17 protein-coding genes are annotated in these 18,376 nt (G+C 62.4%); 3 read left to right on the forward strand and 14 right to left on the reverse strand.

Annotated features, from left to right (window positions below; translation table 11 throughout):
- Window positions 1-2: 2 nt before the first annotated feature.
- The 3 genes from argF to K4G67_RS17585 all read right to left on the reverse strand — a co-directional run bounded on the left by argF (window position 3) and on the right by K4G67_RS17585 (window position 3,067).
- Window positions 3-932 carry an ornithine carbamoyltransferase gene (argF, locus tag K4G67_RS14420; protein ID WP_239807023.1) on the reverse strand — a complete coding sequence of 310 codons (930 nt, stop codon included), beginning with the start codon at window positions 930-932 and terminating at the stop codon, window positions 3-5.
- Window positions 929-2,107, reverse strand: a complete 1,179-nt coding sequence (locus K4G67_RS14425; protein WP_239807024.1) for an aspartate aminotransferase family protein — start codon at window positions 2,105-2,107, stop codon at window positions 929-931. Before K4G67_RS14425 ends, argF begins: the two co-directional genes overlap by 4 nt.
- A gap of 168 nt (window positions 2,108-2,275) precedes the next feature.
- Window positions 2,276-3,067, reverse strand: coding sequence for a cold-shock protein (locus K4G67_RS17585; RefSeq protein ID WP_275588913.1), 792 nt, complete (start codon window positions 3,065-3,067; stop codon window positions 2,276-2,278).
- 262 nt (window positions 3,068-3,329) lie between these two features.
- Between K4G67_RS17585 and K4G67_RS14440 the strand changes: the two genes are divergently transcribed.
- Complete coding sequence (locus K4G67_RS14440; RefSeq protein ID WP_239807025.1) at window positions 3,330-4,133, forward strand: TerC family protein; 804 nt, start codon at window positions 3,330-3,332, stop codon at window positions 4,131-4,133.
- Window positions 4,130-4,573, forward strand: a complete 444-nt coding sequence (locus K4G67_RS14445) for a protein tyrosine phosphatase family protein (RefSeq protein WP_239807026.1) — start codon at window positions 4,130-4,132, stop codon at window positions 4,571-4,573. Before K4G67_RS14440 ends, K4G67_RS14445 begins: the two co-directional genes overlap by 4 nt.
- Window positions 4,574-4,579: 6 nt before the next feature.
- Here K4G67_RS14445 and K4G67_RS14450 read toward each other — a convergent pair whose 3' ends face one another.
- From K4G67_RS14450 to pheS, 8 genes are all read right to left on the reverse strand, one after another.
- On the reverse strand, window positions 4,580-4,918 hold the full coding sequence (locus K4G67_RS14450) for a P-II family nitrogen regulator (RefSeq protein ID WP_239807027.1): 339 nt from the start codon (window positions 4,916-4,918) through the stop codon (window positions 4,580-4,582).
- A gap of 205 nt (window positions 4,919-5,123) precedes the next feature.
- Complete coding sequence (locus K4G67_RS14455) at window positions 5,124-6,461, reverse strand: ammonium transporter (protein WP_239807028.1); 1,338 nt, start codon at window positions 6,459-6,461, stop codon at window positions 5,124-5,126.
- Between the two features lie 17 nt (window positions 6,462-6,478).
- The gene (locus tag K4G67_RS14460; RefSeq protein WP_239807029.1) at window positions 6,479-6,817 is read right to left on the reverse strand and encodes a P-II family nitrogen regulator; all 339 of its coding nucleotides are present in this window, start codon (window positions 6,815-6,817) and stop codon (window positions 6,479-6,481) included.
- Between the two features lie 172 nt (window positions 6,818-6,989).
- Window positions 6,990-7,700 carry an endonuclease/exonuclease/phosphatase family protein gene (locus tag K4G67_RS14465; RefSeq protein WP_239807030.1) on the reverse strand — a complete coding sequence of 237 codons (711 nt, stop codon included), beginning with the start codon at window positions 7,698-7,700 and terminating at the stop codon, window positions 6,990-6,992.
- 7 nt (window positions 7,701-7,707) lie between these two features.
- On the reverse strand, window positions 7,708-9,252 hold the full coding sequence (locus K4G67_RS14470) for a peptide chain release factor 3 (protein WP_239807031.1): 1,545 nt from the start codon (window positions 9,250-9,252) through the stop codon (window positions 7,708-7,710).
- 60 nt (window positions 9,253-9,312) lie between these two features.
- The gene (locus K4G67_RS14475) at window positions 9,313-10,065 is read right to left on the reverse strand and encodes an SDR family NAD(P)-dependent oxidoreductase (protein WP_239807032.1); all 753 of its coding nucleotides are present in this window, start codon (window positions 10,063-10,065) and stop codon (window positions 9,313-9,315) included.
- Between the two features lies 1 nt (window position 10,066).
- Window positions 10,067-12,466 carry a phenylalanine--tRNA ligase subunit beta gene (pheT, locus tag K4G67_RS14480; RefSeq protein WP_239807033.1) on the reverse strand — a complete coding sequence of 800 codons (2,400 nt, stop codon included), beginning with the start codon at window positions 12,464-12,466 and terminating at the stop codon, window positions 10,067-10,069.
- A complete protein-coding gene (gene pheS / locus K4G67_RS14485) occupies window positions 12,463-13,563 on the reverse strand; it encodes a phenylalanine--tRNA ligase subunit alpha (protein WP_239807034.1) in 1,101 nt (366 codons plus the stop codon). Before pheS ends, pheT begins: the two co-directional genes overlap by 4 nt.
- A gap of 553 nt (window positions 13,564-14,116) precedes the next feature.
- Here pheS and K4G67_RS14490 point away from each other — a divergent pair.
- A complete protein-coding gene (locus K4G67_RS14490; RefSeq protein ID WP_239807035.1) occupies window positions 14,117-15,634 on the forward strand; it encodes a UxaA family hydrolase in 1,518 nt (505 codons plus the stop codon).
- A gap of 4 nt (window positions 15,635-15,638) precedes the next feature.
- Here the strand turns inward: K4G67_RS14490 and K4G67_RS14495 are convergent, their stop codons facing one another.
- The 3 genes from K4G67_RS14495 to K4G67_RS14505 form a co-directional block, all read right to left on the reverse strand.
- Complete coding sequence (locus tag K4G67_RS14495; protein ID WP_239807036.1) at window positions 15,639-16,919, reverse strand: TRAP transporter large permease; 1,281 nt, start codon at window positions 16,917-16,919, stop codon at window positions 15,639-15,641.
- The gene (locus K4G67_RS14500) at window positions 16,919-17,398 is read right to left on the reverse strand and encodes a TRAP transporter small permease (protein ID WP_239807037.1); all 480 of its coding nucleotides are present in this window, start codon (window positions 17,396-17,398) and stop codon (window positions 16,919-16,921) included. Before K4G67_RS14500 ends, K4G67_RS14495 begins: the two co-directional genes overlap by 1 nt.
- A partial coding sequence (locus tag K4G67_RS14505; RefSeq protein ID WP_275588915.1) for a TRAP transporter substrate-binding protein occupies window positions 17,395-18,376 on the reverse strand: 982 nt, incomplete at its 5' end. The genes K4G67_RS14505 and K4G67_RS14500, both read right to left, overlap by 4 nt.

An 18,376-nucleotide genomic window follows, 5' to 3' on the forward strand; every position in this document is an offset into this window, starting at 1 on the left:
GGTCACAGCTGCCCCAGCGCCCACAACAAGATCGACTTCTGGGCGTGAAGTCTGTTTTCGGCCTCGTCCCATACCCAGGACTGCTCGCTTTCGAAAATGTCCTTGGTCACCTCGTCTCCGACATGTGCGGGCAAACAGTGCAGGAAACCCGCGTCGCTTTTTGCGTAGGCGATGAGTCCGGCATTGACCTGATAGGGCTGCATCGCCGCGATCTTTTCATCGGCCTCTGTCTGTCCCATGGATACCCAGGTGTCCGTGACGAGAATATCTGCATCCTGAGCCGCGGCGCGGGCATCCGTCACGACATCGATACGCGCACCATGTTCCCTGGCGAAGGCGAGGAACTCATCCGACGGTGCGAACCCCTCCGGAACGGCGCACCGAACATTGAAGCGCATAAGCCCCGCCGCTTCGAGAATGGAGTGCAACACGTTGTTGCCGTCTCCGAACCAGGCGAGCTCCAACCCTTCCAGCGGTTTTCCATGCTCCATGATGGTAAGCAGATCCGCGACGATCTGGCACGGGTGCGAACGATCCGTGAGGCCGTTGATCACCGGCACCGTGGCGTGCCGCGCCATTTCCTCGACCTTTGCATGATCATCGGTGCGGATCATGATTGCATCGACCATTCGCGACAATACGCGTGCCGTATCGGCGATACTTTCGCCGCGGCCCAATTGCATGCTTCCTGCCTCCATGATCAGCGATGTGCCGCCAAGCTGGCGCATCGCCATATCGAAGGAAACGCGGGTCCGGGTCGAATTCTTTTCGAAAATCATGGCGAGCGTGTGCCCGGCCAAAGGAGCATCCGCGTCGGGACGCCCCTTTGGCCAATCGGTCCGGGCGGATTTCCTTGCCCTCGCCTCGTCGATCATACGTTTGATCGCGTCCGCCCCGGCGTCGGAAAGATCGAGAAAATGCCGAACGCTCATGGCTTGTAATCCGAAGCGCCAGCAGACAGCTTATCCATGAATTCATTGATATGCGCGTCTTCGATCACCAGCGGAGGCAAGATCCGAACGACGTTCTCTCCCGCCGCCACGGTCAGCAAGCCGTGATTGTCGCGTAGATGCGCGACGAACGGACGGCTCTCGACCGTCATGCGCACACCGAGCATAAGACCCAGACCGCGCACTTCGCAGAACAGCTCGGGGTAATTGCCGATGAACTGCTCCAACCGTCCGCGTAGCTTTTGGCCCATCTCGCGAACGTGGCCAAGAAATGCGTCGTCAGTCACGGCATCCATCACCGCGCTTCCCGCCGCCATGGCAAGCGGATTGCCGCCATAGGTGCTGCCGTGCGTGCCGAAGACCATCCCGCGGGCTGCCTTCTCTGTCGCGAGACATGCGCCCAGAGGGAAACCGCCGCCAATACCTTTCGCGGTGGCGAGGATGTCCGGCTCGATACCGAATTGCTCGTAAGCATACATCGATCCGGTCCGCGCGACGCCGCACTGCACCTCGTCGAGAATGAGCATCAGGTCGTTCTCATCCGCAATGTCGCGAAGCCCTTTCAGGAACGCCTGGTCGGCAACGCGAATGCCGCCTTCTCCCTGCACCGGCTCGACCAGGAAACCGGCAGTATGCGGCCCGACTGCCGCCCTGGCCGCATCGAGATCGTTGAATTCGACATAGCGGAAACCGGGCAGGAGGGGATGAAACCCATTGTGCATCTTTTCCTGGTTCGACGCACTGATCGTGGCCATCGTTCGCCCGTGGAACGCCATGTTGAAAGTAACGATCTCGAACTTTTCGGCGGAACCTTCCGACTGGTGATAGGCGCGTGCCGTCTTCATGGCCGTCTCGACCGCCTCCGCACCCGAATTGGTGAAGAACACCGTATCTGCAAAGGTCGCGTCGACCAGCTGCTTTGCAAGGCGTTCACCCTGCGGGCTGCCATACAGGTTGGACACGTGCATCAAGGTATCGGCCTGCTTCTGAATCGCGCCGATCAGTCCGGGGTGTGAGTGACCGAGCAGGTTCACGGCGATCCCGCTGGCGAAATCAAGGAAGCGCCGCCCATCCTCCGAAACCAGATGGCAATTGTCACCACGTACCGGACGCACGTCACAGCGCGGGTAGACGGGCATCAACGGGGTGATCGACATGACTTGGCTTCCTTGTATGACACTTCTGGCTTGTATTCCGATGCCGGGACCCGCGTCGGGCCCGGCAATTTCAGAAACGACAAATGGCGACACCTACCGGCGCCGCCATTTGCAATTCTCTAGATTGTCGCAAGCGCGGGGTCAAACCCTGCACGCGAGCGCTTTCGATCAACCCTGAACGGGGACCAGATTCACGGCCGAATGCTTGCCGCGGCGGTCGACTTCGAGGTCGAATTCCACCCGATCACCTTCGTTCAGTTCGCGAAGACCCGAGCGCTCCACTGCGCTGATGTGAACGAAAGCATCGGCCGCGCCATCGTCGCGGGTGATGAAGCCGAAGCCCTTCATCGAGTTGAAGAACTTGACCGTGCCCGTCGCCTTTTCGCCGGTCAGCTCGCGCTGCGGCGCTTCACGCTTGGCAGGACCGCCCGCACTGGGAGGCACGATGTCGCCGACGACCTGAATATCGGCTGCCGAAACCTTGCCGCCGCGATCGACAAGGTTGAATTCCAGCTCCTGCCCTTCGCCAAGCCCTTCGAGGCCGGCACGCTCGACCGCGCTGATGTGGATGAACACATCTTCGCCGCCATCGTCGCGCTGGATGAAGCCAAAACCTTTCTGGGAATTGAAGAACTTGACGGTGCCACGGCCCGTGCCGACCACTTGCGCGGGCATACGGCCGCCGCCGCCACCGCCGCGGAAGCCGCCGCCGCCGCCGCCGCCGCCGCCGCGGTCATTGCCGAATCCCCCGCGGTCATTGCCAAAGCCGCCGCGGTCATTGCCAAAGCCGCCGCGATCGCCATAGCCGCGATCCTGACCGAAACCGCCCCCGCGATCATGGCCAAAGCCGCCGCGGTCTCCCCCGAAACCGCCGCCCTGCGAGAACGGGTCGTAGCTGTCTTCGCCAAAACCTTCGCGCTTGTCGCGACCCCTGCCGCGCCGACCTTTATCAAAACCCATAAACCGAAAACATTCCCAAATCGCGCCCTACGCCTATTATCGCATGACGAGCGGACGGGGCACGCCATGCGATCGGACCCCGCATCGTTGATGAGGGATTTCCACTGACTTTCTTTTTATAAAGCATTTTGGAACCAATAGCGAATGATTTGCGCATAAGATCGGCAATCCTTGTGCAGCACGGCGATCGCCCGCGAAATTTTCAATGCGCGCATGCCATCGTCGCCTTGCGCAAATTATCGCATATTGGCAGGGACAAGCAGTGGATATTATTTCTCTTCTCTCCGATCCGTCTGCCTGGGCCGCGCTGCTGACGCTCGTCGTGCTCGAGGTCGTGCTCGGTATCGACAACCTCGTTTTCATCGCGATCCTGTCCAATAAGTTGCCGGCCGGACAACAGCAAAAGGCCCGCCGCATCGGCCTTATTCTGGCGCTGGTCATGCGAATCGGTTTGCTGATGCTCATCGGCTGGCTCGTGACCTTGCAAACCCCGCTGTTCGATCTCGGCCTGCGCGGCACCCCCGGCCCGCATGGACAGCCGACCTTCGAAACCGCGTTCTCGGGCCGCGATCTTATCCTGCTGACAGGTGGGCTTTTCCTCCTCTGGAAAGCGACCAAGGAAATTCACCACAACATGGAGCCCGAAGACAATTCGGGCGATCTGCTGGACAAGACGAAGGGCGCGGCGGAGCTCACTTTCACCGCCGCCATCGTTCAAATCATTGCCCTCGACTTGGTGTTTTCCATCGATTCGATCCTTACCGCGGTCGGCATGACCGATGAAATCCCCATCATGGTGACAGCTGTCGTCATCACCGTCGGCATCATGCTGGTCGCGGCAGATCCGCTCGCGCGCTTTATCGAGAACAATCCGACCCTTGTGATGCTCGCCTTGTCCTTCCTCGTGATGATCGGGTTGGTGCTCATCGCCGATGGTTTCGGGTTTCATGTGCCCAAGGGATATATCTATGCGGCCATGGGCTTTTCCGTCGCGGTCGAGGTGCTGAACATGGTCCAACGCAATCGCCGCCTCAAAAACGGCACCGCTGAACAGGAAATCGCATGAATCAGTTTCGCAAGATCGACGACAATTTCTACGCCAGTCCGCAGATTGCGGCGGACGAAATCGCCGCTGCCGCAAAACTTGGCATCACCACCATCGTCAACAACCGCCCCGACGGCGAGGATGCTGATCAGCCCGAAGGCGATGCCATCGCCAGCGAAGCCCGCTCCAGCGGTCTGAACTATGTCGCGATCCCCGTCACGCATGCGGGCATCGGACAGGGTCAGGTGGATGCCATGCTGACCGCTCTCGCGGATGCCGAGGGGCCGGTGCTGGCCTATTGTCGGTCGGGCACGCGTTCGACGATGCTGTGGGCGCTTGCCGCCGCGAAACGCGGCGATCCGCCGGCGGTAATCGCATCGAAGGCCGCACAGGCCGGCTATGACGTGTCGCCAATCCGTCAGATGATCGACATGCTCTCCGCCGGTCGTACAGAAGGGTGACCTGATCTAAAGGGCGTTGCTGCCAGTCTCGTTCGTACGGATCCGAACTGCCTCAGCCAGATCGAGGACAAAGATTTTGCCGTCTCCGATCGCCTGCGTGCTGGCGACGGACTGTATCGTCTCGACCACCCGCTCGCCAAGCATATCGTCGGTCGCGATCTCAAGCTTGACCTTTGGCACCATGTTCACCGCATATTCCGCCCCGCGATAGATTTCGGTCTGGCCCTTCTGCCTGCCGAAGCCCTTAACCTCACTCACGGTCATGCCCGCGATGCCCAGGTCGGCAAGCGCGGACCGCACCTCCTCCAGCTTGTGCGGCTTTATGATGGCGATGATATATTTCATGGTCTGCGCCTTTTGCCTGGCCTTGGATGCGGGACACCGGTTCTGACCGCGCGGCGACAATATCGCAAGCCCTGCACGATGTGCAAAAAAGAGGCCGGAAGCGCAATGCTTCCGGCCCGAGTTGCGTTCACAGGAGGAACGCGTGGAGGCGGAGAGGGGTGAGGAGAGGAGAAAGCCCCGCCCCGCCAAGAAGGATGTCAGCGCCTTAGCGATTGACGAATTCCGGATAGGCATCGACGCCCACCTCGACACGGTCGAGGCCGAGCATCTCTTCCTCTTCGGTCGGGCGCAGGCCAACCGTGAACTTCAGCGCGAACCACACGATGGCGCTGGCAATCGAGACGAACACGCCGGTGGCGGCCACCCCGATGAGCTGCGCCATGAACGGCACATCGCCATTGGTCAGCGGCACGATCAGCGTGCCCCAGATGCCCGCACACAGGTGGACGGGAATGGCACCGACGACATCGTCGATCTTCAGCTTGTCGAGAAGCGGAACCACCGCCACCACGAGCGCGCCGCCAATGGCACCGATGAAGAGCGCGGCTGGCACGCTCGGCGTGAGCGGCTCGGCCGTAATCGACACCAGACCGGCCAACGCACCGTTGAGCGCCATGGTCACATCGACTTTCTTGTACAGTACCTGTGTGAGGATAATCGCGGTGACCACACCGGCACAGGCCGACATGTTGGTGTTCACGAAGATTTTCGACACGTCGGATACGTCGCCGACCGTTCCCATGGCAAGCTGCGACGCGCCGTTGAAACCGAACCAGCCGAGCCAGAGGATGAAAGTGCCGAGCGTGGCGAGCGGGATGTTCGTGCCGGGGAAGACCATGACCCTGCCATCAGCGCCATATCGGCCAAGCCGCGCACCCAGGATCAACGCCCCGGTCAATGCCGCCCAGCCCCCGGTTGAGTGCACCAGCGTCGAGCCGGCGAAATCGGAGAAGCCCATCTGATCGAGGAAGCCTGCCCCCCATTCCCAGCTCACGACGGTGGGATAGATGATCCCGGTCAGGATTACGGTGAACAGCAAGAACGGCCACAGCTTGATTCGTTCGGCCAGCGTGCCCGAAACGATTGAGGCGGTCGTGGCGCAGAACACCATCTGGAAAAACCAGTCGGACGCGACCGAGTAACCTGTTTCGACATCGGCGTCACCGACGCCCTGCATGGGATAGATAATCCCCGAAAGGCCGAAATAGCCGTTGAAATCCCCCGGATAGGCGATGTTGTAACCGATGAACCAGAACATGATCCCGGCAATGGCATAGAGCGCGATATTCTTGAGGCACTGCATCGACACGTTCTTCGTGCGGACGAGCCCGGCCTCCAGCATCGCGAAACCCGCCGCCATCCACATGACGAGGAACCCGCCAATCAGGAACAGCAAGGTGTTGAGGATGTAGGCGGTGCCCCCGCCCACGGCGACGGCTTCGGCCGCCTCGGCGCTGCCCTGTTGGGCGAAAGCGGCGAGCGGCGCGGCCACGGCGGCCGCAGCGATCCCGGCTGCGCCCAGTTTTGCATAGATCCGATACATGTTCGAAACCCCCTGTTTCAAAGCGCGGTGTCGCCGGATTCGCCCGTGCGGATGCGCGTGGCGGCGGCAAGATCGAGGACGAAGAGTTTGCCATCGCCGATGGAATCGGTGCTTGCGACCTGCTGAATCGTTTCGACGATCTGCGGCGCGAGCGTATCGGCGGCCGCGATTTCCAGCTTCACCTTCGGAAGCATGTTGGTCGAATATTCCGCACCGCGGTAAATTTCGGTCTGCCCTTTCTGGCGGCCGAATCCCTTTACCTCCGACACGGTCATGCCGGCGACGCCGATGCCGCTCAGCGCCTCGCGCACCTCATCCAGCTTGAACGGCTTGATGATGGCAATGATGAATTTCACGCCTATCCCCCTCGATTGCTCGACCGGCCCGTCGCCGGCTCCCCTCCACATAGCAAGGCGCGTGCCAGTAACGGACTATGCCGAGAAAACAGGGTGTTGCGCGAAACGGCGGTAAAAGAATGGTTAAATCAGGCGCCTCTCATTTGAGCATGGCGCCTCACCTGCCCAGATTTTAGGCAGGGCTGGCGTCATCCCTGCAATTCAGTCGCGCCCATACGGGCAGATGATCCGACGCGCGCGAGGCGAGCGCGGAATGATGCACCCCTGTTTCCACGCACTCCCATTCGGGCGAGGTGATGATCCGGTCGAGCCGGGCAAGCGGGCGGCGCGCGGGAAAGCTGCGCCCGCTGTCGAGCACGGTCCAGTCGCCGTCGAACACACGGAATACACCGCCGCGCCCGGCCCATTCATTGGTATCGCCCATCAACACGGTCGGGCATTCCTCACACCCGCCGAGATGGGCGAGCACCGCTTCTGCCTGATGCCTCCGGCGCAGGCCCGACAGGTCGAGATGCATGCCCACCACCCGAACGCGCTGCCCGTCGATCACCGCATCGAGCCGGATCGCACCGCGCGGCTCCAGCGTGGGAAGCGCGATCGTGGCCGCCTCTATCACCTCCACGCCCTTCCGCACGAGAAAGCCATTCCCGTGCCAGCCCATCGACAGCGGCCGGGTGTCGAGCGGGACCGTGCGATAGGGCGAATCCTCCACCCGCGCGCGCGGCAGAACGCTCTCCCGCGTGCCGAAACGCCGGTCGCATTCCTGAAGCGCGACGATGTCCGCGTCGATTTCGTGCAGCACTGCCAGAATGCGATCCGGATCGCGGCGCCGATCCAGCCCGACCGCCTTGTGAATGTTATAGCTGGCGAATTTCAACTGCACGGCTGGCCTAACGCTCCTTCGTAGCGGAAAAGGTCAGATCTGGATTGCGTTCCTGCTGATAGCCGACATCCCATGCCGATTTCGCCATGAACACGAAGTCGCCATCGCGGTCCTTCGCCAGATTGGCGCGGTTGTATTTTTCAAACTCGTCGAGCGCCTTTTCATCGCCGCGGATCCAGCGTGCGGTGTCGAACGGCGCCGGTTCCAGCATTGCCTCGACCTTGTATTCCGCCTCCAGCCGGGACACGAGCACCTCGAGCTGCAATTGCCCGACCACGCCGATGATCCACTGACCGCCAAGCTCCGGGTAGAACACCTGGATCACGCCTTCCTCCGACAGATCGTCGAGCGCCTTTCGCAATTGCTTCGTCTTGGTCGGATCCTTCAGGATCACGCGGCGCAGGATTTCGGGCGCGAAATTGGGCAGGCCGGTAAAACGGATGTCGTTCTTCTCCGACAGCGTATCGCCCACGCGCAACGTGCCGTGATTGGGAATGCCGATGATGTCGCCGGGAAAGGCGGCATCGGCAATTTCGCGATCCTGCGCAAAGAACATGATCGGCGAATGCACCGCGATCGGCTTGCCCAGCCCGCTCGGCGTCAGTTTCATGCCGCGTTTGAACGTGCCCGACACCATCCGCATGAAGGCGATGCGATCGCGATGCTGCGGATCCATGTTCGCCTGCACCTTGAAGATGAAGCCCGAAACCTCGTCGCGGGTGGGGGCCACCTCGCCCGCGTCGGTCGGCTGGGGCCGGGGCGGCGGGGCGAAGGCACTGATCGCCTCGATCAGTTCGGTCACGCCGAAATTCTTGAGCGCCGATCCGAAATAGACCGGCGTCAGGTCGCCGCCGCGATAGGCGTCGATATCGAATTCGGGATAGCCGATCTGCGCCAGCTCCGCCTGCTCTGCGAATTCCTCGGGCATTTCGGGATCGGCGTCGCGCTTGCCGAGGAATTCCTTCGACGGTCCTTCGGGGCGCGCCGCTTCCCCGCTCGCGAAATCCAGCACGCCCTCGAACCGGCCGCCGGTGCCGATGGGCCAGCTCATCGGACACACGTCGAGCGCGAGCATGTCCGCCACCTCATCGAGCAGTTCGAACGGTTCGCGCCCTTCGCGATCGACCTTGTTGACGAAGGTGATGATGGGCACCGATCGAAGCCGGCACACCTCGAACAGCTTGCGGGTCTGCGGCTCGATACCCTTGGCGGCGTCGATCACCATGATGGCGGAATCGACGGCGGTCAGCGTGCGATAGGTATCCTCGGAAAAATCTTCGTGCCCCGGCGTGTCGAGCAGGTTGAAGGTGATGACGTTGCCGTCTGCATCCTTCCGCTCGAACGTCATGACAGAGCTCGTCACGGAGATGCCGCGCTGCTGCTCGATCTTCATCCAGTCGGAGCGGGCGCGCCGTGCCTGCCCGCGCGCCTTGACCTCACCGGCCAAGTGGATCGCGCCGCCAGTGAGCAGCAGCTTTTCGGTAAGCGTGGTCTTGCCCGCGTCGGGGTGGGAGATGATGGCGAATGTGCGCCGCTGCGGAATGGCTGTCATGCCCCGCGCCTTAGGGGCGCGGGCGCATGGTAGCAATATCGCGTATCGCGCTTGCGGGTCTCAGCCTTCGTCGCGGGCGATGTTGAAACCGTTGAAGCTTTGCGTGACCGGCATCAGTTCGAGCCGGTTGATGTTGAGATGCGGCGGCAACTGCGCCACCCACAACATGGTTTCGGCAATATCGCCGCCGGTCATCGGATCCGCACCGCGATAGAATGCATCGGCCGCTTCCTTGTCGCCGCCGTTGCGCACGAAAGTGAATTCGGTGTCGACCATGCCAGGCTCGATATTGGTGACGCGCACCCCGGTCCCGTGCAGATCGGCCCGCAGACCCAGCGAGAATTGCGTCACGAACGCCTTCGTCCCGCCATATACGTTGCCGCCGGGATAGGGATAATTGCCCGCCACGCTCGACAGGTTGATGATCGCCCCCTTGCGTTCGATCAGCAGCGGCAGCAACCGATGCGTCAACCCGACCAGCGCAGTCACGTTCGTCTCGATCATCGTGTGCCAGTCGGACAGATCCGCCTCGACCGCCGGTCCGGACCCAAGCGCCAGCCCGGCATTGTTGATGAGCAGATCGACCCCTGCGAACCGTTCGGGCAAGCCGGCAATCGCCGCATCGCGTGCCTTGGCATCGCGAATGTCGAAGGCCAGCGGCAAAACAGCCTCTCCCAGATCGCGGGCCAGCGCATCGAGCCGATCCTGCCGCCGCCCGGTGGCGATGACCTGCCAACCTGCGCCGACAAAGGTTCGGGCCGCAGCCTCGCCGATGCCCGCCGTCGTACCCGTAATCAAAACCGTTTTCGTCATCTCAGCCTCTCAATATCGCGCTGCGCTTTGCCGCCGCCGCAACAATGGCATCGCTGATCGCTTTCAAATCGTCTTCGGTGAAACTGCTGCGTTGCGGCTGGAGTACGACCTCGACCGCGATCGATTTGTGTCCCTCGGCAACTCCGGCCCCGCGAAATTCGTCGAAAATGCGGGCATCGACGATATGCCTCTTGTCCGCCCCCCTGACCGCCTTGACCAGATCGCCGGCGGCGACATCGTCCGGTACCAGGAACGCGAAATCGCGCATCACCGATTGCAGCGCGGGCGGGGCATAGGACGCGCGGGTGAAGCGGCGCTCCCCCTTCTTCGCCGGGATCGCATCGAGGAAGATTTCCACCGCCATGACCGCACCGCCCATATCGAACTGCTTCGCAATCCGCGGATGCAGCGTTCCGAACCGGGCGAGCACGTTCTTCGGCCCGAGCCGCAGCGTCGCCGACTGCCCGGGATGGAATTGCTCGCCCGCCTCGCCCATGACCTGCAGGTTTTCGACCGGCGCGCCCGCCGCGTCGAGCAGGGCCACCGCCTCCGCCTTTGCATCGAAGGCATCGAACGGCTGCGCCTTGCCCGCTTGCCAGCCGCGCGGGGATTTCTCCCCCGCCATGACGAGGCCGAGCGTCAGCCGTTCGTCGCTCGCCCCGCCCTTGCCGCGAAGATAGCGGCGACCGATCTCGAACAGCCGCACGCTGTCCGCGCCGCGCGCCATGTTCCGCTGCGCCGCCATCAACAGGCCGGGGATGAGCGAGGGGCGCATCGCTTTCATGTCCTCGCTGATCGGATTGGCGAGCATCCACGGTTCCCCGTCCCCGAAGGCTTGCGCCGCCGGAATGGGGAGGAAGGACCAGGTCACCGCTTCGTGGTTTCCTCGCGCCGCCGCCGCGCGCCGGACGCGCCGTTCGCGCGCCTGCTCGGGCGTGACCGTGGGCTGCGCGACGCCTTCGGCCCGGTCGAGCGCGACCGAGGGAATCGCGTCCAGCCCGTGAATGCGAATGACCTCCTCGACCAGATCGGGGGCTCCATCGACGTCGGGGCGCCATCCCGGCACTGCCACGATCCAGTGGTCCTGCGTCTCGGTCACCACAAAGCCCAGCCGCTCCAGAATGTCCCGTTGTGTCGGTTCCGGAACATCCATCCCGCCCAGCGAACGGGTCAGTGCGGGATCGAAAGCGACCGTCTTGTCCGCGGCGGGCGGTGCCCCCACATGGCGCACCTCGCTCGCCTCCCCCCCACAAATGTCGAGGATCAGCCGGGTCAGAAGCTCCAGCCCGTCATTCACGAAACCAGGGTCGATACCGCGCTCGAACCGGCTGCGCGCATCGCTGCTGAGATTGAGCTTGCGGCCCGTGAGCGCGATGCACACCGGATCGAAATAGGCAACCTCCAGCAATATGTCCGTCGTCGCATCGGTGCAGGACGAATGCTCGCCCCCCATGATGCCCGCGATATCGTGCACGCCGGCCTCGTCCGCGATGACCAGCATCGTATCGTCGAGCGTGTATTCCTTTTCATTGAGCGCGGTGACGGTTTCCCCATCCCTCGCCCGCCGCGCCGTGACCGCACCCGACAGTTTCGCCAGATCATAGGCGTGGCTGGGCCGGCCATAGGTCAGCATCACGTAATTGGTAATGTCGACCAGCGCCGAAATCGGCCGCTGCCCTGCGGATTTGAGCCGCGCCTGCATCCAGTCCGGGCTGGCGCCATTGGTTACACCGCGAATCGCACGCGCGTAAAACGCGGGGCAGCCGTCGCGATCCTCGATCCGGATGTCCACCGGACACGGCCCGTCGCCCGCAACCGGCGCGGCATCGAGCCGCTTCAACGTGCCCAGCCCCGCCGCGGCCAGGTCGCGCGCGATGCCGTAAACGCCCATGCAGTCGGGCCGGTTGGGCGTGATCGCCACGTCGAAGACCGGATCGTCGAGCCCCGCATAATCGGCATAGTCCGTGCCGACGGGCGCGTCGGACGGCAATTCGATGATGCCGTCGTGATCCTGCCCCATGTCGAGTTCGCGCGCCGAACACATCATGCCGTTCGATTCGACGCCGCGAATCGCAGCCTTGCGCATTTCCATGCCGTTCGACGGCACCACGGCGCCGGGCAAACCCAGCACGCCGACCAGCCCCGCCCGCGCGTTCGGCGCGCCGCAGACCACGGTGAGCGGCTGGCCATCGCCGCTGTCGACCGAAAGCACCTGCAGCTTGTCCGCATCGGGATGTTTTTCCGCCGTCAGAACACGCGCCACGCGAAAGCCGGCCAGATCCTCGGCCGGGTTTTCCACGCCTTCGATCTCCAGCCCGATCGCGGTCAGCTTCGCCGCGATTTCATCGACGGTCGCATCGGTGTCGAGGTGATCCTTCAACCAGGAAAGCGAGAACTTCATGCCGCCACTCCCACGCCGCCGGACAGCGTCGGCACGTCGAGCGCCGCGAATCCGTAATGCTTCAGCCAGCGCAGATCGCCATCGAAAAACGCGCGCAAATCATCCATCCCGTATTTCAGCATCGCCAGCCGGTCGATTCCGCAGCCGAATGCGAACCCCTGCCATTCGTCTGGGTCCAGCCCGCAGGCCGCAATCACCCGGCGATTGACCATCCCGCTGCCCAACACTTCCATCCAGCCATGACCCGGCTCGTCGCCCGACCCGCCGATGATGCGGCGGCCCTTTTCGTGGCTATAGCCGACATCGACCTCCGCCGACGGTTCGGTGAAGGGAAAATAGCTCGGCCGCAGGCGCAGCACGATATCGTCCCGTTCGAAAAACGCTTTCAGAAAGGTTTCCAGCGTCCATTTCAAATGCCCCATGTGAATGTTCCGGTCGATGACCAGCCCCTCGACCTGATGGAACATGGGCGTGTGGGTGGCATCGCTGTCCGACCGATAGGTGCGGCCCGGCGCGATGATGCGCACCGGTGCGCCGCCTTCGACCATGGACCGGATCTGCACCGGCGAGGTATGGGTGCGCAGCAGCATCGCGCGCCCTTCGTCATCCTTGTCCGGGAAATAGAACGTGTCATGCATCGCGCGGGCGGGGTGCGTGTCCGGCATGTTGAGCGCGGTGAAATTGTGCCAGTCGTCCTCGATCTCCGGACCGGTCGCGACGGCAAAGCCAAGGTCGGCGAAAATCTCGGCCAGCTCGTCCATCGCCTGGCTGACCGGGTGAACCGAACCGGCGGGCGCATCGGCGGCAGGCAGCGACAGATCGATCGTCTCGCCCGCAAGCTTCGCGTCGAGCGCCTCCTGCTCCAACGCGGCCTTGCGCGCCGCGACCGCGTCAGTCACCTCTGCGCGCAGGCCGTTCAGTTTCGGCCCTTCGACCTGCCGTTCCTCGGGCGTCATCTTGCCCAGCGTCTTCATCAGCAGCGAGATGCTGCCCTGCTTGCCCAGAAACGCAACCCGTACACCGTCCAGCGTGTCGAGAGTCCGGGACGCGGCAATCTGCGCCATTGCATCGGCGCGCAGCTGATCAATATCGGGCATCGTATCTTTCATCATCATCGGCAAAAATGCGTGCCGCGCTGTCTAGCAGGGCCGCAGCAAAGGGCAACATGGCCCGGCCCCATCGCAAGGCGCCGAACGCGCCGACATGCCCGATCGGATGAAACGAGAAGCGGAATGCCCCGTGCGGATCCGCCCCGCGATCGACGGAGCCCAAATCCTTAAACGTCCGATCGTTCGTTTCATAATAGGGATTGTTGGCCCTTATCATTCCCGATGACGGGCGAATGTTTCGAGCCCCGCGGGACGCTTCGGCATTATGTCGGAAGAACGGCTCACAACCACACGCTCTTTTCACCCGCCTCAAACGAACGCTGTCTCGCCCCACGTGACCTTCGCTTCCCCCCTGGCGATGCTCGCAATCGGACAAAAAGAGGACGGCCTTCGTGCAGCATCGACGGCTTGGTCATCCCCCTTCTTTCGCCGCGACATGCTTGCCCGTCGCAAGCGCCATATGGTAACCGGTGTCATAACCCCCGGTCACTTGTTCAGGCGGGTGAACCCTGCGGCAGCGATGAGCCAGGATGACATCTGCATGAAAGCAATTTCCCAACCGGACAATGCCGCGGCACTGCCTCCCGCATGGGCATCCCATCCGCGGGATACCGTGGCCGTGGCTCTTCGCGATCTTGCCGCGCATGAGGAAATCACCGTCGGCAAGACCTGCTTGCGATTGCGGGAACCAATCGCCGCCGGCCATAAATTCGCGCTGCGCGACCATTGCGCGGGCGACGCAGTGCTTCGTTATGGCGAAAGGATCGGGTTTGCCAGCGAGGCGATTCGCGCCGGCGCACATGTCCATTCGCACAATTTGTCGACCGCGCTGCGTGGCGAAGTCGACTATGGCGATTACGAGCATATCGCGGGGCAGGACGCACTCGCATCGCTCGACAGCTGGTACGGATATGCCCGGCCGGACGGACGGTTCGCAACCCGCAACGAAATCTGGATACTGCCTACGGTCGGCTGCGTTACGCCGCTGGTCGAGATGGTCGCACGCGAGGCGAACGATCTGCATCGCAATGCCGTGGATGCGGTCGTGGGGTTCGGACATCCGCACGGCTGCTCGCAACTGGGTGACGATCTCGATGGGACGCGCGATCTTCTTGCGGCGCTGTGCGACAATCCCAATGCCGGCGGCGTGGTTCTGGTCGGGCTTGGGTGTGAGAGCAATCAGCTCGACGCGTTGATCGACCGGGTTCCGGAACGCAGCCGGTACAAGTTACGCGCGATGCTGGCGCAGGATCCAGGTGATGAACGCGAATGTCTGATGGGGTTGATCGGCGAACTGGCCGAAGAGCTTGCGCCATCGTCCCGAACGAAAGCGCCTGCGAGCGCGCTTACCGTCGGATTGAAATGCGGCGGATCGGACGCGCTTTCGGGATTGACGGCAAACCCGCTCCTCGGCCGGTTCAGCGACCGGCTCGGGCAAAGTGGCGGAAAGCTTATCCTTACCGAAATTCCCGAAATTTTCGGTGCGGAAAACGCGCTTATTGCACGCGCCGTGACCGTGGACGTCCACGCACGCGCGACCGGCCTGCTCAACCGTTTCAAACGATATTTCCTCGATCAAGGTCAGCCCGTGTCCGAAAATCCCTCGCCCGGAAATATCGCAGGCGGGATCACCACGCTGGAGGAAAAATCGCTCGGCGCGGTGCAGAAAGGTGGGGATGTACCTCTTGTCGATGTGATCGATTATGGTGGGCAGGCGACGTTGCCGGGCCTGACCCTGTTGGAGGCACCGGGGAACGATGCGGTGTCGTCGACCGCCCTTGCCGCGGCTGGTGCCACGCTCATCCTCTTTACCACCGGACGGGGGACGCCGCTTGGCTTTCCGGTCCCTACGGTCAAGGTCGCGTCCAATGCGCGGCTTGCCCGTGAAAAATCGGGCTGGATCGATTTCGACGCCAGCCGCATGCTGAACGCGGGCGACGAGACGACGACGCATGATTTCGCAGATTATCTGCTGAAGGTCGCAAGCGGACAGCAAACACGCGCCGAACATTCCGGTCAGCGGGTCATCGCGATATGGAAACGCGGCGTCACGCTTTGACGGATCAGGACCAGACCGCCGGCAACCACAGCGAAAGCGCCGGCACATAGGTCGTCAGCAACAAGGCACCCAGCAAGGTCAGATAGAACGGCCAGATCGTCTTTACGAGCGTCGTCACCGGTATCTTCCCCACCGCCGAACCGACGAACAGCACCGAACCGACAGGGGGTGTCACCAGCCCGATCCCGAGATTCAGCATCATGATGATGCCGAAATGGACGGGGTCGACGCCCATGCCCATCGCAACCGGCAGGAAGATGGGCGTCGTGATGACGATCAACGGCGCCATGTCCATGAACGTGCCCAGCGCGAGCAGCATCACGTTGATGATCAGCAAGGTGACGATGGGATCCTGCGTCAGCACGCCGATAAGCGCGGCAAGCGCGGCCGGCACCTCCAGCAATGCGAGCGCGAAACCGAATGCGGTCGCCGCCGCGATAATGAAAAGCACCATGGCGGCGGTGCGCACCGATTTCTGCGCCGCGTCCCACGTCCCGCGCCACCCCAGGCCGCGATAGACCAATGTCCCGATCAGCATCGTATAGATGACCGCAATGGCCGAACTTTCGGTCGGGGTGAAAAACCCGCTCAATATCCCGCCCATGATGATGATCGCGGTCATCAGCCCCGGGATGGCGAATGCGGCCGCGCGGATGAATTCGCGCCATCCGGGAAAGCGCCCCGTCGGCAGCTTGCGCCGTTTCGCCACAATCCAGGCGACGAGCATCAGCATCAGCCCGGTCAGAACCCCCGGCACGACCCCGGCGAGGAAAAGTTCGCCGATCGACACGCCGATGCCCGATGCCGCCGAATAGATGATCATGTTGTGCGACGGCGGAATGAGCAGGCCGACGATCGCGGCGGTCACGGTGACATTCACGGCGTAATCGCCGGGATAACCCTTGTCCTTCATCAAGGGTACCATGCTGGAACCGATTGCGGATGCGCTCGCGATGGCAGACCCCGACACGGCACCGAACATCATCGAGGCACCGACATTGACGATGCCAAGCCCGCCCGTCACCCGGCCGATCGCCGCATCCGCGACGCGAACGAGCCTGTCCGCGATGCCCGCGCGATACATCAGATCGCCCGCAAAGATGAAAAAGGGGATCGCCATCAGCGTAAAGACGCTGATGCCGGATGCGACCCGTTGAACCGCGACGATGGGGGGGATGCCCATGACGGCGAAACAGGCAAGCGACGCGGTCAGCAGCGAGAACGCCACCGGCACCCCGATGAACAGGAGAACAAAAAGCGCGCCGAAAAGGACAAGAAGCTCCATCAGTCCGCCGCCCCTTCATCCCTTGCGGCGGCGCCGTGCCGACCCGTAAGGATCTGCGGCAGGGCGAAAACGACCATGAGAATTCCGGAAATCGGCAATGGAACATAAGCGGCGGAGCGGCTGATACCGAGCGAGGGAACGACATTCGCGCGCACCGCCCAACACAGTTGCGTGCCATAGATCAGCAGCACGATACCGACCGACGCCACCACCACCGCCACCAAACGCAACAAGGGCCGCGCCCTTTCGCCAAGCTTTTCCTCAAGAATGGCGATGCGGATGTGAAACCCTTCATAGACACCCGCCGCCGATGCAAACATCACATACCAGATCATCAGGATGAGCGAGGCCTGTTCGGTCCAGGACGGGCTCGAATTCAGGACAAAGCGTCCGAACACCTGCCACCCGATGATAAGTGTCATGGCAAGCAAGCCGATCGAACCGAAGGCGATCAGCGCGCGTGAAAATATCGCCGTCATCCGCCGTTCCCCCCCATCCGAAGAATACCCTGCACGACGGATCGCTGAGCAGGCGTGGTGATGAACTGATCCCAGACCGGCCGCATCAGGGCCGCAAATGGCGCCTTGTCCACCGCATTGACCGATACGCCGGATGCGGCGACCGCGTCGCGTGCCTCTCGCACCCTCGTGTCCCACAGTCGCCGCATCTCGAACACAGATGCCTTCGCCGCCTCCCGGATGAGAGCGCGGTGTGCCGCAGAAAGCGCGTCGTAGCTCGGCTTGCTCATCACCAGCATTTCGGGCGTGAGCAGATGTTCCGTGAGGCTGAGGTAGTTCGCGACTTCGTAATGGCGTTCGCCCACGAAAGTCGGCCAGTTGTTTTCCGCCCCGTCGATCACCCCTTGCGCCAGCGATTGATAGATCTCCCCGAAGGGTATCGGGACCGCATTGGCGCCAAGCGCATTGACCATCGCGATATAGAGGTCCGAGGCCGGCACACGGATTTTCAGCCCGCCCATGTCCGCCGGCGTCCGAATCGCGCGCCGCGAATTGTAAAAGTTGCGCGCGCCCGAATCGTAGATTGCCAGCCCGATGAGATCATGCGGTTCCATTGCCGCCAGAACGCGGTCGCCAATCGGGCTGTCGACGACCCGGCGCATGTGATCGACCGATTCGAACACGAAGGGCAGCGAAAAGGGGATCGTCATCGGTTCGATGGAATTGAGCGGGGCGAAATTGACCCGGCTGAAATCGATGCCGCCGAAACTCGTGATTTCCAGCGTGTCGGTTTCATTGCCGAGCTGGCCGCCCGCGAACACCTTAATATTCAGCCGGCCATCCGTTCGCCGAGCCAGATAATTCGCCATGAACTCGACCGCACGAACCGTCGGGTAATCGCTCGGATGGGCATCGGCGCTGTTCGCCGTCAGCACCAATGGCACAGATTTACGGTTGTAGATTAAGGAGGATTTGGGTCTCGTCGTAGTGACGAAGGAA

It is taken from the genome of Croceicoccus hydrothermalis (assembly GCF_022378335.1).
Lineage (GTDB): Bacteria > Pseudomonadota > Alphaproteobacteria > Sphingomonadales > Sphingomonadaceae > Croceicoccus > Croceicoccus hydrothermalis.